Origin of the sequence: Streptomyces sp. NPDC051578, assembly GCF_044454045.1 — a bacterium.
Lineage (GTDB): Bacteria > Actinomycetota > Actinomycetes > Streptomycetales > Streptomycetaceae > Streptomyces.
Genome location: NZ_JBITDH010000002.1, coordinates 377,499 through 391,234, shown reverse-complemented (window position 1 = coordinate 391,234; position 13,736 = coordinate 377,499). Strand labels below are relative to the sequence as shown.

The 13,736-nt window shown below is 73.2% G+C and carries 13 protein-coding genes; 9 read left to right on the top strand and 4 right to left on the bottom strand.

Going from position 1 to position 13,736, the window contains the following annotated elements:
• Positions 1 to 376: 376 nt before the first annotated feature.
• The 3 genes from katG (at position 377) to ACIA6C_RS12775 (ending at position 5,444) form a co-directional block, all read left to right on the top strand.
• The gene (gene katG, locus ACIA6C_RS12785) at positions 377 to 2,608 is read left to right on the top strand and encodes a catalase/peroxidase HPI (protein ID WP_399275099.1); all 2,232 of its coding nucleotides are present in this window, start codon (positions 377 to 379) and stop codon (positions 2,606 to 2,608) included.
• Positions 2,609 to 2,855: 247 nt separating this feature from the next.
• Positions 2,856 to 4,301 carry a hypothetical protein gene (locus ACIA6C_RS12780; protein WP_399275097.1) on the top strand — a complete coding sequence of 482 codons (1,446 nt, stop codon included), beginning with the start codon at positions 2,856 to 2,858 and terminating at the stop codon, positions 4,299 to 4,301.
• A gap of 222 nt (positions 4,302 to 4,523) precedes the next feature.
• Entirely contained in the window at positions 4,524 to 5,444 is a 921-nt protein-coding gene (locus ACIA6C_RS12775; RefSeq protein ID WP_399275095.1) for a hypothetical protein, read from the top strand.
• A 52-nt stretch (positions 5,445 to 5,496) separates the two neighbouring features.
• On the opposite strand, the gene ACIA6C_RS12770 is transcribed toward ACIA6C_RS12775, so the two are convergent.
• The 4 genes from ACIA6C_RS12770 to ACIA6C_RS12755 all read right to left on the bottom strand — a co-directional run bounded on the left by ACIA6C_RS12770 (position 5,497) and on the right by ACIA6C_RS12755 (position 8,946).
• Entirely contained in the window at positions 5,497 to 5,874 is a 378-nt protein-coding gene (locus ACIA6C_RS12770) for a hypothetical protein (protein WP_399275093.1), read from the bottom strand.
• A gap of 101 nt (positions 5,875 to 5,975) precedes the next feature.
• On the bottom strand, positions 5,976 to 7,253 hold the full coding sequence (locus tag ACIA6C_RS12765; protein ID WP_399275091.1) for an MFS transporter: 1,278 nt from the start codon (positions 7,251 to 7,253) through the stop codon (positions 5,976 to 5,978).
• Positions 7,250 to 8,380 (bottom strand): PLP-dependent cysteine synthase family protein, encoded by a 1,131-nt coding sequence (locus ACIA6C_RS12760; protein ID WP_399275089.1) that lies wholly within the window; start codon positions 8,378 to 8,380, stop codon positions 7,250 to 7,252. Before ACIA6C_RS12760 ends, ACIA6C_RS12765 begins: the two co-directional genes overlap by 4 nt.
• A 146-nt stretch (positions 8,381 to 8,526) precedes the next feature.
• Positions 8,527 to 8,946, bottom strand: coding sequence for a hypothetical protein (locus tag ACIA6C_RS12755; RefSeq protein WP_399275087.1), 420 nt, complete (start codon positions 8,944 to 8,946; stop codon positions 8,527 to 8,529).
• A gap of 232 nt (positions 8,947 to 9,178) precedes the next feature.
• Between ACIA6C_RS12755 and ACIA6C_RS12750 the strand changes: the two genes are divergently transcribed.
• The 6 genes from ACIA6C_RS12750 (at position 9,179) to ACIA6C_RS12725 (ending at position 13,725) form a co-directional block, all read left to right on the top strand.
• A complete protein-coding gene (locus ACIA6C_RS12750; protein WP_399275085.1) occupies positions 9,179 to 9,457 on the top strand; it encodes a hypothetical protein in 279 nt (92 codons plus the stop codon).
• A 151-nt stretch (positions 9,458 to 9,608) separates the two neighbouring features.
• A complete protein-coding gene (locus tag ACIA6C_RS12745) occupies positions 9,609 to 10,496 on the top strand; it encodes an STAS domain-containing protein (protein ID WP_399275083.1) in 888 nt (295 codons plus the stop codon).
• Complete coding sequence (locus tag ACIA6C_RS12740; RefSeq protein WP_361135056.1) at positions 10,493 to 10,924, top strand: STAS domain-containing protein; 432 nt, start codon at positions 10,493 to 10,495, stop codon at positions 10,922 to 10,924. The genes ACIA6C_RS12745 and ACIA6C_RS12740 overlap by 4 nt, the downstream gene beginning before the upstream one ends.
• Positions 10,908 to 11,399, top strand: a complete 492-nt coding sequence (locus ACIA6C_RS12735; protein ID WP_399275081.1) for an ATP-binding protein — start codon at positions 10,908 to 10,910, stop codon at positions 11,397 to 11,399. Before ACIA6C_RS12740 ends, ACIA6C_RS12735 begins: the two co-directional genes overlap by 17 nt.
• The gene (locus ACIA6C_RS12730; protein ID WP_399275079.1) at positions 11,399 to 12,412 is read left to right on the top strand and encodes a SpoIIE family protein phosphatase; all 1,014 of its coding nucleotides are present in this window, start codon (positions 11,399 to 11,401) and stop codon (positions 12,410 to 12,412) included. The genes ACIA6C_RS12735 and ACIA6C_RS12730 overlap by 1 nt, the downstream gene beginning before the upstream one ends.
• Positions 12,409 to 13,725: a PP2C family protein-serine/threonine phosphatase gene (locus tag ACIA6C_RS12725; RefSeq protein ID WP_399275077.1), complete on the top strand. Its 1,317-nt coding sequence runs from the start codon at positions 12,409 to 12,411 to the stop codon at positions 13,723 to 13,725. The genes ACIA6C_RS12730 and ACIA6C_RS12725 overlap by 4 nt, the downstream gene beginning before the upstream one ends.
• Positions 13,726 to 13,736 lie beyond the last annotated feature (11 nt).

The following is a 13,736-nucleotide window of genomic DNA, read 5'->3' as shown; positions in this document are numbered from 1 at the left end:
TGGTCCGGTCTTCCGGTCCGGCGGGACCCTTGAGATCCGCTCGCGGACGGGCTGAGTCCGATTGGATACGGGCTTGGTCTGCTTCTTGACTTGGATTGCGTCCATCGTAGGATCGGTTTCGTTGATAGCCAAGGGACACGAAGATTCCACAGCGGCAGGAGACGAAGACGTGAGCGGCCGCCGCCCGGGCACTGCACCGCGACGACGCGCGGATGCCGGCGCCGTCTCCCGCTGCCCGAGACCGCCCGGGACGGTGACCACCTCGGCGTCGAGGCGACCGACGAGGCCGGGGCCATCCACCGGGGGCGAGTGCCCCGCTTGATCCACCGCATGCAGTACCTGAGCACCACGATCCGCCTGGGCCGGAAGGATTCCCATGTCTGAGAACCACGACGCAATCGTCGTAGACGCAAAAACCGAGGGTGGGGGCGGCTGTCCCGTAGCCCACGAGCGCGCGCCGCACCCCACGCAGGGCGGGGGGAACCGCCAGTGGTGGCCCGAGCGGCTCAACTTGAAGATCCTCGCCAAGAACCCCGCCGTGGCCAACCCGCTCGGTGAGGGGTTCGACTACGCGCAGGCCTTCAAGTCCCTCGACCTCCCCGCGGTGAAGCAGGACATCGCCGAGGTGCTGACCACCTCGCAGGACTGGTGGCCCGCGGACTTCGGCCACTACGGCCCCTTCATGGTCCGCATGGCGTGGCACAGCGCGGGCACCTACCGCATCAGCGACGGCCGCGGCGGCGCCGGTGCCGGACAGCAGCGCTTCGCCCCGCTCAACAGCTGGCCGGACAACGGCAACCTCGACAAGGCCCGCCGCCTGTTGTGGCCGGTGAAGAAGAAGTACGGCCAGAGCCTCTCCTGGGCCGACCTCATGATCCTCGCCGGCAACGTCGCGCTCGAGTCGATGGGCTTCGAGACCTTCGGCTTCGGCGGCGGCCGCGCGGACGTCTGGGAGCCCGACGAGGACGTGTACTGGGGTCCGGAGACCACCTGGCTCGGTGACGAGCGCTACACCGGTGACCGGGACCTGGAGAGCCCGCTCGGCGCGGTCCAGATGGGCCTCATCTACGTCAACCCCGAGGGTCCCAACGGGAATCCGGACCCGCTCGCCGCGGCCCGCGACATCCGCGAGACGTTCCGCCGGATGGCGATGAACGACGAGGAGACGGTCGCCCTGATCGCCGGCGGCCACACCTTCGGCAAGACCCACGGCGCCGGTCCGGCCGATCACGTCGGCGCCGACCCGGAAGCCGCCCCGCTGGAGGCGCAGGGCCTGGGCTGGAGCAACAGCTTCGGCACCGGCAAGGGCGGGGACGCCATCACCAGTGGACTTGAGGGCATCTGGACCAACACCCCGATCACCTGGGACAACAGCTTCTTCGAGATCCTGTTCGGCTACGAGTGGGAGCTCTTCAAGAGCCCTGCCGGGGCGCACCAGTGGCGGCCGAAGGACGGCGCCGGCGCCGGTACCGTCCCCGACGCCCACGACGCGTCGAAGAGCCACGCCCCGACGATGCTGACGACGGACCTCTCGCTCCGCTTCGACCCTGCCTACGAGCAGATCTCCCGGCGATTCCTGGAGAACCCGGCCGAGTTCGCGGACGCGTTCGCCCGCGCCTGGTTCAAGCTGACCCACCGTGACATGGGCCCGGCCGTACGCTACCTCGGCCCGGAGGTCCCCTCCGAGACGCTGCTGTGGCAGGACCCGCTGCCCGCGCTGACGCACGAGGTCGTCGACGCGGCGGACGTCGCCTCCCTCAAGGAGCAGGTCCTCGCCTCGGGCCTGTCGGTGTCCGAGCTCGTGTCCACCGCGTGGGCTTCGGCCTCGTCCTTCCGCGGCAGCGACAAGCGCGGCGGTGCCAACGGCGCGCGCATCCGCCTCCAGCCGCAGAGCGGCTGGGAGGTCAACGAACCCGACCAGCTGGCCACGGTGCTGCGGACGCTGACGGGGATCCAGGAGTCCTTCAACTCCGCGCAGGAGGGCGGCAAGCGGATCTCCCTCGCCGACCTGATCGTCCTCGCGGGCGCCGCCGGCGTCGAGAAGGCCGCCAAGGACGCGGGCTTCGACGTGCGGGTCCCCTTCACCCCCGGCCGGGTGGACGCCTCGCAGGAGCAGACCGACGTCGAGTCGTTCGCCGCGCTGGAGCCGGCCGCCGACGGGTTCCGCAACTACCTGGGCAAGGGCAACCGGCTTCCGGCCGAGTACCTGCTCATCGACCGCGCGAACCTGCTGAACCTGAGCGCCCCCGAGATGACGGCGCTCGTCGGCGGTCTGCGCGTGCTCGGCGCCAACCACCAGCAGTCGCCGCTCGGCGTGCTCACCACGACGCCCGGGCAGCTGACGAACGACTTCTTCGTCAACCTGCTGGACCTCGGCACGACCTGGACCTCGGTGGCCGAGGACGCGAACACCTTCGAGGGCCGCGACGCCGCCACGGGCGAGGTCAAGTGGACGGGCAGCCGCGCCGACCTCGTCTTCGGCTCCAACTCGGAGCTGCGGGCGCTCGCCGAGGTCTACGCGAGCGACGACGCGAAGGAGAAGTTCGTCAAGGACTTCATCGCCGCGTGGGACAAGGTCATGAACCTGGACCGGTTCGACCTCGTCTGATTCCCCCTCGTCTGATTCCCCCTCGTCTGATCCCGCGCGTGTGAACCCGCGCGTCTGATCCGCCGCGTCAGGGCCGGCCCGCAACGGGCTGGCCCTGACGCGTTCCCGCGGGAGGCCGGCGGCATTCGCCGCAGCGGTCGGCAGAGGTGGCCGGTTGTCGCCGGTGGGGTGGGAGGGCCTGGCATGATCGGGCCTCACGTTACTGACAAGTAGCGCAACTCCCCCTCACCAGAAGGTCCTCACGTACGTGCGCAAGCTCGCCAGACGCCTCCTGCTCCCCGGCCTCGCCGCCCTGGCACTCACCGCCACCGGCTGCTCCTCGGCCGGGCACACCGCGGCGGCGGACGCCTCAAGTCCCGCCACCCTCGCCCCCATTGCCGACGGCACGCAACGGCTCGACGTCACACCGGCCCCGCAGGACACCGTCGCGACGGCCGCGGTGACCCGCGCCGAAGGCACCGGCAAGGGCGCGCCGGTGAAGTCCTCCCTCAAGGTCGCCTCCTACGACCCGGCGACCCGACGGGCCGTCATAGCCACGCCGCCAAAGGGCGGTTCACCCGTACCGAGCCCCTCCTCGGACCGGTCCCCGAGCCGCTCCCCCGGCAGCTCTCCCTCCCCCGGCAGCTCTCCCTCCGCCGGCAAGCCGGTCGCCGTCGGTGACGTGATCGCCAGCGCCCCGGCGCCGGGCGCCCCGGACGGGCTCCTCGCGAAGGTCACCGAAGTCGGACGCAAGACCGACCGCGGCACCGAGGTGACCACGGCACCCACCACGCTGTCCTCCGCGCTGGGCGACGACAAGGCCGACGGCAAGGTCCCCGTCGACCCGTCCTCCGTCACGGTGGAGCCCCTGATGAAGGGCGTCACCCTGTCCTGGGCGAAGGGACAGGGGGCGCGGTTCGGCCCCCAGGGCGCGAAGCTTCCCCTGGGCAACCTGCGGCTCGACCTCGACGCCCCGATCGACACCGCCCCGGACGCGCCCGTCACGGCTGGCGCCTCGGTCTCCGGCTTCGTCCAGCTCGCCCCCACCGTCGAGTTCGCGTACGACGGATCGGGCGGCTCCGGCCCGCGCTCCGCGTTCCTCGGCATGAGCGGCGACTGGTCCTCGCAATGGAGCCTCAAGGGCCACGCCGCCGCGAGCACCGGCGCGCCCAAGCGGATCCCGTTCGCCAAGCTGCACAGCGCTCCGGTCATCCAGGTAGGACCCGTACCCGTCGTCGTCAATCTCGACCTGACCTGCTACGTACAGGTGGAGGCCGACGGGCGCGTCACGCTGGACGTGCGACAGGACGTCCAGGGTGACTTCCGTGTCGGCGGCAGCTACGCGACGGGCAGGGGCTGGACCCCGGTCAGCACCTCGAACGTCCACAGCTCCCCGGTGAAGGCCGAGGTCACCGCCGCGGGCCGGGTCAAGAGCGCTCTCGGAGCCGAGGCCTCCGTCGGTCTGTACGGTGCCGTCGGCGTCTCCGCGGACTTCGCCCCCTACCTGCGCGGCGACGCCGACGTCAAAGCCTCCGCCTCCACCGACGGCAAGACCGCCGTCAGCGGTGCGTGGGCGCTCTACGGCGGCTTCGACCTGAGCGGACAGCTGCACCTGCAGCTGTCCCTGTTCGGCACCCCGGTCTTCGAACGCCGCATCCCGCTCGGCAGCCTCAACCGGGAGTGGCCGCTGACCAGCGGGAAGATCGCCGTCTAGGCCCTGTCCGGCAGTGTTGCCGACCGGTCGGCGGGGGGTTGCACGGAACCTCCCGGAGCGCAAGCCGGGCGGGGGCTGCACTCGTTTGCTTGCTCCGCATGGTGGGGTCACCCGATGTGCTGCATCGTGGCGGCGAGTGGACATCTCCTCACGTCGTGGGGGTCGCAAGGCCCCCGGCCGTGCGTGGTCGTCACGCGACGGTCAACCCGGACGGAGCGTTCTATGAGTGACTACCCCCCACCCCAGGCCGAAGACGAGGAGCCGGCCCCGGCGCGCGGCCGCGTCGCCCCGCCGACCGGACCGACCACGTCGGGTGAAGCGGGCGCCGGTTCCGGTTCCGCTGACACCCCGGCCGGCGCCGTCGACGACGAAGGCCTGCGGATGCTGTTGCAGACGGCGGTCGCCCACAGGCCCCTGGAAGAGGTCGCGGACCTGGTGACGCTGCTGCGGCGGTCCGGCCAGGTGCCCGACGCCGCGAACGAAGCACTGCGCGCCGCGGCCCTCAGCCGCCCCGTCGAGGACGTCGTCTCCCTGGCTCTGCTCCTGAGCCGGGAGGAGGAGCCCGAGCCGCATCCCGACCGAATAGGAGAGGGCGACGAAGCCCCGGTGCGCCGCGCCTCCCGCAAGCGTGCCAAGCGGCCCCGGCCGGCCCGGGCGCCGGGCCACGGGCTGCGGTGGCCGACCGCGGCGGCCCTGACCGGGTCCGCGCTGCTGTACCTGCCCCGGCACCCGTCGCACCTGCTGGCCGAGGGCGGCGCGGGGACGTGGCTGCTGCTGGGCATCGTGGCGGTGTGCACGGCACTCGCCGTCTGCCTGGCGGTACGCGACCGTACGAGGGTGTGGGCGGGCGCGACCGTGGCCGGCCTCGGGATCCTGGCGGTCCACGGCCTGGCCGCCATGACGGGACTCTCCCTCCTGCGCGGCGCCGTCGGCGGCCTCCTGCCCTGGTCCACGGGCATCGCGGTGCTCATGGCGGCCCTCGGCGCCCTCCTCGCGGGCATGGCCCTGCTCTACCGGTCCGAGCAGCCGTCGCCCGTTCCCCCGGCCCCCGAACCCGTCCGCTACGAGCTGCCCGACTCGCTGGAGGTCATCTTCCCGGACGAGGTCGGGAACACCGCCGAAGCGGAGACCACGGCCCCCTAGGCCTGCGCACGGCCCGGCGCCGCCGCCCCGGGGCCGCGGCGCCGCCCGCCGCTCACCCGGCGACGCGGGCGATCTCCTCGTCCACCGCCCGTATCGCGGACTGGCGTCCCGTGCGGGCCAGTTGCCCGCGGTACTCACGCAACGAGCCGACGAGCAACGCGGACCGGGCGGGCTCCAGCGCGTACATGCGGCGGGCGGCGTCGACGGATTCCGCGAGGAGGGTCAGCGCGATGTCCGGCCGATCGGAGAATTCGCGTCGGGCGTACTTGCCCAACGCGACCGCCAGGAGGGGGAGATAGGCCAGCGGACTCACCTGGACGAGCACCCGGTAGGCGGCGACCCGCTGTGCGACCGAAGGCTTTTCCGACCCGAGGAGGGCCACTTGTGCTCGCAGGACCGCGTCGTGATTGATCTTCACCGATTCGCTCATGACGGCGATTCTGAATGCCGCACAGGTGGTCGAACAAGGACAATCGGCTGTTCCCTTCGTCCTACGAAAACGCCCTCTGACCTGTCATGATTGAGACGTCATCACCCCCGGACCGCCTCTTCGCCGGCCCGGACGCCGCGCCCGGCCGGCGCCGGGGTGAAACAGGCGGTGCGGCGCAGGGCCGTCAGGGCGGTCGCGCAGGCGGCTCCCACCGCGGCCAGCACCGTCCAGGGCAGCCACGGCGCGTCCAGCCGGGCCGCGAGGTCGAACAGGGCGCCCACGCCCAGGTTCCCCGCGGCGACGGCGATGCCGGAGGCCGTGCTGTAGGCCCCGTAGTAGGTGGCGACCAGCCGCTCGCCCGAGAGGCGCACCAGGGTGTCCATCTCGAACGGGTACAGCAGCGCCGAACCCGCGGCCAGCAGTGCCGCGCACCCGACCAGGGCGGCTCCGCCCGCCCAACGGCCCACCGGCAGCAGCAGCGGCAGGAAGGCCGCCCCCATGACCGCGAAGCCGATGGTGATCGTCTTCGGGGCGTCGAGGCGTTCACGGGCCCAGTCGGTCAGCCGGAGCTGCCCCACGACGGCCACCAGCGCCGAAACGGCGAAGGCGACGCCCATGGCGGTCCCGCCGCCGTCGCCGAACAGGGACCGCGCGCGGAGCGGCAGGGCCAGGTAGGTCTGGAAGGCCAGCAGGTAGGAACCGGCCATCGCCGCGGAGAAGAGGACGAAGGGCCGGTTGCGCACGATCGTGCTCCAGTCGGCGGCGATCCCCCGCCAGCCGGCCACCCGCTGCGGGTCCGGATCGGGCCGTCGCGCGGGCAGCGACCGCGCCTGTACGACGGCCAGTACGCCGAAGACGGCCGCAGCCGCCGCGCAGACGAGCCGGAAGTCGAGGAGCAGCAGGGCGAGTCCGGCGAGCGGCCCGAGCAGGATTCCGGCCTGGTAGAAGACGTTGAAGCAGGCGAAGGCCTCCACCCGGCGGGCGCCGGCCCCGGCCGCGACGTAGGCCCGCACCGCCGGGTTGAACAGCGCTCCGGCGAACCCGGTGGCCGCCGAGGCGGCCACGAGCGCGGGAAGGGAGTCGGCGACGGCCAGCAGCACGAACGCCCCGGTGCGCAGTGCGCAGCCGGCCAGGATCATGGGCTTGTAGCCGATCCGGTCCGCGAGGGTGCCGCCCAGCCAGAACATCCCCTGCTGGGAGAGGTTGCGCACGCCGAGGACCAGGCCGACGGCCCAGGCGGCGAGTCCCAGGCCGTGCCCGAGGTGGTCGGCGAGGTAGGGCATCAGCATGTAGAAGCCGAGGTTGATGCCGAACTGGTTGACCATCAGCAGCCGCACGCCGGGGTCGAAGGAGCGCATCCGGGCGCGCAGCCCCCTCATCGCGCACCCGCGAGCGCCGTGGCGGTGCGCGGCTCGGGGGCGGTGACGTCGGTGCAGCGGGTCCAGGACGTGACCACCCGCTCCGCCGGATGGCCGATCTCCTGCGGGGCTCCGGGGAGGGCGCCGCCCAGCAGGCCGTGCCGGTGGCACCAGCCGTCGTCGTAGACCGTGTCGAGGTAGCGGTGGGGGCCGTCGGGGAACACGGCTGCGATCCGGGTCCCGGCCGGGCGGGTGCGCGCGACCCAGCCCGCGACGAGCGCGACCGCCCCCACGCTCCACCCGCCGGTGGCGTACTGGTGGCGGGCCAGGGCGCGGCAGGCGGTGACGGCTTCGTCGGGGGCGACCCAGTGGACCTCCGTGAACGCCTCGTGGGCCACGTTCGCGGGATGGATGCTGGAGCCGAGGCCCCGCATCAGGCGCTGCCCGGCCGGCTGCCCGAAGATGGCGGAGCCGGTGGAGTCCACGCCGACGAGTTCGAGCGTCGGGAAGGCCTCGCGCAGTGCGGCGGAGATCCCGGCGGAGTGGCCGCCGGTGCCGACCGAGGTGACCAGTACGTCGACGCGGCCCAGCTGGGTGAGGAGTTCGGCGGCGAGGCCGGCGTAGGCGGCGGCGTTGTCCGGGTTGTTGTACTGGTCGGGGCACCATGCGCCGGGCTGCCGGCGGAGCAGTTCGGTGACCCGGTCCCGGCGGGCCTGCTGCCAGCCCCCGGCCGGGTGCGGCTCCGTGACGGTGTCGACGTGGACTCCGTACGCGGCCAGGGCCCGGCGGATCGAGGGCTCCAGTCCGGGGTCGGTGACCACCGTGACCGGATGCCCGTACGTGATCCCGGCCAGGGCCAGGCCCAGCGCCATGGTCCCGCTGGAGGACTCGATGACCGGCGCCCCGTCGGCGAGGTCGCCCCGGGCCCGGGCGCGGGCCACCATGTGCAGGGCCGGACGATCCTTGATTCCGCCGGGGTTGGCGCCCTCCAGCTTGGCCCAGAATCCGCGGCCGCCGTCGGCGAAGGGCTCGCCGACCCACAAGACCGGAGTGCGGCCGACGAGATCCGCGGGCCGGTGCGCGGGCAGCGGGGCGGGTGCGGGGGGTGGCGGGGAGGTGAGGTCGAGGTACACGGGGGTGGTGGGCATCGGTGTCGCGGCTCCTCGGCCCGGGCGCGCTGGGGCGCGCGGGCATCGGCGGATCAGGGCGGGGACGCACGGCCGTGCGTTCCGCCGGGCCCCGGCGCATGGAGGCGCGGGGGGCCCGGGACGCGGCGGCGGCCGTGCGGGGCCTGTCAGGTCCGGGCGACGCACGTCTCCGCGAGGACGCCCCGGCCGCCCGGAGCGCGGTCGGTGGCGGACGCGGCCGAGGCCGTCCCCGCCGACGATGCGGGCTCGGCGCAGGCCTGCGGCGTACGGGCCGTCGGCGGCGCGGCGTGGGCGTCCCCCCGTACGCGGTCCACGGCGTGGCCGAGTCCGTCGGGGCAGCCTTCGCCCTGCCCGGCTCGGTCGACCGGAACCACGGTGTCGGCAGGGGGGCCGGGGGCCACGACGGCGGAGGGGGGCGCGGCGACGTCCGGCCGCAGGTGCGGGCCTTCCCCGGCCGGGCCGTGGAGGCACCCGAGCAGGTGGAAGGCGACGGCCAGCAGCAGCGCGAGGACGGCGACGGTTCGCGCGCGGTGATCCACCGCGTGAGCCGACGCCGCACCGATCATGTGCACAAAGTAGCGCGGGGGACACGAGAAGTCACCTGGGACCCGCTGCCGGCAACGCGGGCGCGTGAGGCTGCCGCGCGAGGGGGCCGCACCCCGGCCGGTCGGCCGGAATCCGCCGGCTTAACTCGCGCGGATGCGGTCACACGCGCTGCATGAGCGCGTACGCGAGTACGGCCGCTTCTGACCACGACCGTTGCTGAGCGCGACCGTTCCTGAACACATGGAGGCATACATGTCGGCACGGGGGAGACTGTCCACGCGCGAGAGCGCCGCATGGACCCACCGGTTCCACGGTCACCGGCACCCGGACCGCTCCGCGGCCGCGCCCGGTCGGCCACCGGTGAACCGCACGCTCGCCGCGGCGCTCCTGGGCACGTGCCTGGTGCTGCTCGTCGCGGGCGCCATCAGCGGTTCGACGCCCATGGCCTGGGCCGCGGTGACGGCCTGGATAGGCGTGGTGAGCACCGTCTCGGCGGTGTGCGGTCCTCCTCACACTCCTTCCCACGAATGAGCGGCGCGATCGGGGACATCCTTTTGGATCTGTACGGCCGAGACCCCGGGACTTCCGTCCCGGGGTCACCGTGCGTATATTTGCCATCCAACAACCATTGTCATGCGTCAAACGTGAGTGCCGACGCAGGGCACGGCGAAAGGAGACCCGCGTGGTCAGCAGTCCGGCCGGTGCGGCCGATGTCCGCCAGGTCGTGGTGGAGTCGTTCAAGGGCCGCGCCGACGACATAGCTGACCGGTGGGTCCTGCTCCAGCTGGAGCGCGCCCCCATGGACCCGGCCAACAACGAGCGGGATCTGCGCTACGAGGCGGACACCCTGGCCTCCGCGCTGGTCACCGCGCTCGACACCACGCTGCCGGTCGACCAGATGGCGAACCAGCACCGGGAACTGCGCGAGGCGGTCAGGGAGTTGTCCCTGCGCAGGGCCCGCGCCGGGGCGACGCCGACCGCCACCTCGCTGTCGGTGCTGGCCCTCAAGGAAGTCCTGCTGGCGATCATCCGGGAGGGCATCGACGACAGCGGCCTGCTGCTCTCGGCGGCGCTGCTGATCAACCAGCTGCTCGACGCGGCCGGCGCCCTGTCCTTCGCGACGTACGTGGAAGGCCGCGAGGAGATCATCCGGCGGCAGAGCCGGCAGTTGCTGGAGGTCTCGACGCCCGTCGTGCGCCTGTGGCGGCAGGTCGTCGCCGTGCCGCTGATCGGCACCCTGGACACCGCGCGCACCCAGGTCGTGATGGAGAACCTGCTCCAGGCCATCCAGGACGAGGACGCGCAGGTCGCGATCATCGACATCACCGGGGTTCCGACCGTCGACACCGCGGTGGCCCAGCACCTCATGCAGACCGTGCGGGCGGTGCGGCTGATGGGAGCGGGCTGCATCATCAGCGGCATCCGGCCCACCATCGCGCAGACCATCGCGCAGCTGGGCATCGACCTCTTCGACATCCTGACGCGCGCCACGCTCGCCGAGGCCCTGTCCGAGGCGATGAAGATCACCGGCGGTTCGGCGCCGGCCCCGAGCACCCCGGTCTCCCGATGAGCGCACACCCAAGTCCCTACTCCGGTGCCCACTCCTGCGCCGTGCCGATCCTGCGCCTGGGTGACGTACTGGTCACCGGACTGCTCAACGAGCTGGATGACAAGTCCGCCGTGGCCTTCGCGCGCGAGCTCACCGAGCGGATCTCCGCCGACCGGGCCCGGGGCGTCCTCATCGACATCTCCCGCCTGGAGATCATCGACTCGTTCGTGGCGCGCAACCTGATGGAGCTCACGGGCATGGCCCGGCTGCTGGGAGCCCGTGTCATCGTGGCGGGCATGCGCCCCCCGGTGGCCATCACCCTCGTGGAGCTCGGACTGGAACTGAGCGGCGTGGAAACGGCGTTGCACGCCGAGCAGGGCATGGCCGCGCTGGGCTGGGTCCAGGCCCCTCAGCCCCGGGAAGGGGCGCCGCATGACGCCACTGGCTGACGGCAACCGGACCGTGGACGGCTCCGGCACGCAACGGACGGGCACCCCCGGCACGGCAGGAACGGACGCCTCGGGCACGCAGCCCGTCCTGCTCTCCCTGACCACCGAGGACGATCTGCTGGCGGTCCGGCACGCCGTGCGGTTCGCCGCCGTCGCGGCCGGATTCTCCATCATCGACCAGACGCGGGTGATCACCGCGGCCAGCGAACTGGCCCGCAACGCCTACATCCACGGCGGGGGCGGCGACCTCGTGGTCGGCCCCGCCCACGAGGAAGGCCGTACGGGGCTCCGGCTGACGATCACCGACCGCGGGCCGGGCATCCCCGACGTGGAGGCGGCGCTGGCCGACGGCTACAGCACCGGAGTGGGCCTGGGACACGGGCTGGGCGGCGCCCGCCGACTGATGGACGAGTTCGAGGTGCGCAGCACACCGGGCGAGGGCACCACCGTCGTCACCACGCGATGGCGGCGCTGATGGTCCCGGCCCCGGTGGCGCCGACGCGTCAAGTCCGCATCGACCACTACAGCGCGGTGCACGTCGCGGCCGAGACGGCGCGCGCGGTGGCGCGGGAGTGCGCGCTGCCCGGCGCGATGCCCGACCAGGCGGCCGTGGTCGCCTCGGAGCTGGCGAGCAACATCGACAAGCACGCCCGCGACGGTGTGCTCTACGTCCAGCCGCTGCCGCTGGGCGGCGGCGTGGAAGTCGTCGCCGCGGACCGGGGTCCGGGGATAGCCGAAGTCGCGCGGTGCCTGGCCGACGGTTACACCACCACGGGGACCCTGGGCGCAGGGCTGGGCGCGGTCGGACGCATCGCGACGGAGCTCGCCATCACTTCGAGGACGGACACCGGCACCGTGGTGTGCGCCCGGCTCGCCCTTCCCGCGCAGCGCGAAGCCGCGCGGCAGCCGGTGGGGCTGGTCTGCCTGCCGGCCGCGGGCGAGGAGGAGTGCGGGGACGCCGCGGCCGTCCTCGACCTCGGCGGGGCGCGCACCGCGCTCGTGGTCGACGGCCTCGGGCACGGCGGGGAAGCGGCGGAGGCCGCCCAGGCGGCGGTGCGTTCCTTCCGCGGCGCCGCCGAGGGCACCCTCCCGGACATCATGACGGTCGTGCACCGGGCCCTGCGGCACACCCGGGGCGCGGCCGTCGCGCTCCTTCGGCTGCGCGCCGGGGAAGCCGAGTACTGCGGGATCGGCAACGTCCGTATGGTGGCCCTCTCCCCCGACGAGGTGCACCACCGGCTGACGGGTCAGCCGGGCGTGGTCGGCTGGCGGATGCCCGCCCCGCGCACCCACCGCGTCCCGCTGACCGCGGCGACCACCGCCGCGCTGTACACCGACGGCATCGACCTGCGGTGGGCGCACACCCCGCCCGGTCACCTGCTGCGCCTGCCCGCCCCGCTGCTCGCCGCCACGGTCGCGCACGGGTACCACCGCACCCGCGACGACGCCACCGTGCTGGCGGCCGGAGCCCCCCACGGGCCGTCATGAGCAGGCTCTTCTGGGACGTGACGGTGCTCCGCGAGGAGGTGCGCGACCTCGCGCGCTCCTACCGGCTGCCCGCGGACGTGCGCGGCCGGCTGGTGCTGTCGGCGACGGACCTGGCCTGCCCCGAGTTCGAGGCCGGGCACCCCGTCAGGCTGACCAGCGTGTTCGACGCCACGCACGACGTGCCCCAGCTGAACGTCACCCTGACCGCCCCGCGAGCGGCCCGCCCGTTGCGGAGCGCCGACCTGCCGCTGACCGCGCCGGAGACGTCGGCGAACTCGGTCACCTGGCACATCCCGCTGCCCGGCCCGGACGCCGGTCCGTACAGGGAGGACCGGGCGCCGGCGTCGCCGGCCTCCCTGTCGACGCAGGTGCGCGAGGGCGACGAGGAGCTTCGCGCCGCCCTCGCCCGGGCGGACCGCCTCGCCGCCGAACACCGGATGCTCAAGCACGAGCTGGCGGAGACCAACGCCGGCGTCCTCGCCCTGTACGTGCAACTCGACGAGCGTGACGAGCAGGTGCGCAAGGCGCACGGCCAGGTCCTGCGGGAGCTGGAGGACGCGCTGCGCCCCCTCGCACCGGAGATCGACGGCTTGGAACTGGCCGTGCACTACGCGCCCGCGGACCCGGCCGCGCCGACCGGCGGGGACCTCTACGACTGGTTCGCCCTGCCCGACGGCACCGTGCACGTCACCGTGGTCGACGCGCTGGGCCACGGCGTGCGCAGCACCCGGGGCGCGGTCACCGTCACGCACGCGGTGCGCACCCTGGCGCTGGAGGGGCACCCGCTGCACTCCATCCTCGCCCGCACCCATCACCTGCTCATGCCCTTCAACGCGGATCTGATGGCGACGGTGCTCCTGGTCCGGCTCGACCCCGCCACCGGGGACCTCCAGGTCGCCAGCGGCAGTCACCCGCCCCCGCTGCTCGCACGGGACGGCGGCACGCCGCACTTCCTCGAAGCGAGCGGCCGGGGCATCGGGTTCCCCTCCCCGGGCAGTGATGCGGTGCTGCGCGAACGCATGGAGCCGGGCGACCTGCTCCTGCTCTACACCGACGGCCTCACCGAGAGCCGCAGGGACCTGATCGAGGGGGAGTCGCGGCTCGTCAAGGCCGTCGAGCAGCACGCCCACCGGCCGATAGCGGAGATCCCCGACGCCGTGGCCGCCGAGATGCACACCGTCGTCCTCCATGCCGACGACACCCTCGCCCTCGCCCTGCGGATGACCGCGAAGGCCCCGGCGGCCACCGCGACGAGGGATGTTCGCCGCCTGCCCGCGCAGGGCAGGCGGGCTGACAAACGTTCTATCGGATGAGAGAGTAGTGC

Excerpts from the sequence above, each read along its gene's own strand:
- ACIA6C_RS12765 (WP_399275091.1), bottom strand. The coding sequence starts at position 7,253 with ATGAGGGGGCTGCGCGCCCGGATGCGCTCCTTCGACCCCGGCGTGCGG.
- katG (WP_399275099.1), top strand. The coding sequence starts at position 377 with ATGTCTGAGAACCACGACGCAATCGTCGTAGACGCAAAAACCGAGGGT.
- ACIA6C_RS12770 (WP_399275093.1), bottom strand. The coding sequence starts at position 5,874 with ATGAGCGAATCGGTGAAGATCAATCACGACGCGGTCCTGCGAGCACAA.
- ACIA6C_RS12775 (WP_399275095.1), top strand. The coding sequence starts at position 4,524 with ATGAGTGACTACCCCCCACCCCAGGCCGAAGACGAGGAGCCGGCCCCG.
- ACIA6C_RS12760 (WP_399275089.1), bottom strand. The coding sequence starts at position 8,380 with ATGCCCACCACCCCCGTGTACCTCGACCTCACCTCCCCGCCACCCCCC.
- ACIA6C_RS12755 (WP_399275087.1), bottom strand. The coding sequence starts at position 8,946 with ATGATCGGTGCGGCGTCGGCTCACGCGGTGGATCACCGCGCGCGAACC.
- ACIA6C_RS12740 (WP_361135056.1), top strand. The coding sequence starts at position 10,493 with ATGAGCGCACACCCAAGTCCCTACTCCGGTGCCCACTCCTGCGCCGTG.
- ACIA6C_RS12750 (WP_399275085.1), top strand. The coding sequence starts at position 9,179 with ATGTCGGCACGGGGGAGACTGTCCACGCGCGAGAGCGCCGCATGGACC.
- ACIA6C_RS12725 (WP_399275077.1), top strand. The coding sequence starts at position 12,409 with ATGAGCAGGCTCTTCTGGGACGTGACGGTGCTCCGCGAGGAGGTGCGC.
- ACIA6C_RS12735 (WP_399275081.1), top strand. The coding sequence starts at position 10,908 with ATGACGCCACTGGCTGACGGCAACCGGACCGTGGACGGCTCCGGCACG.
- ACIA6C_RS12730 (WP_399275079.1), top strand. The coding sequence starts at position 11,399 with ATGGTCCCGGCCCCGGTGGCGCCGACGCGTCAAGTCCGCATCGACCAC.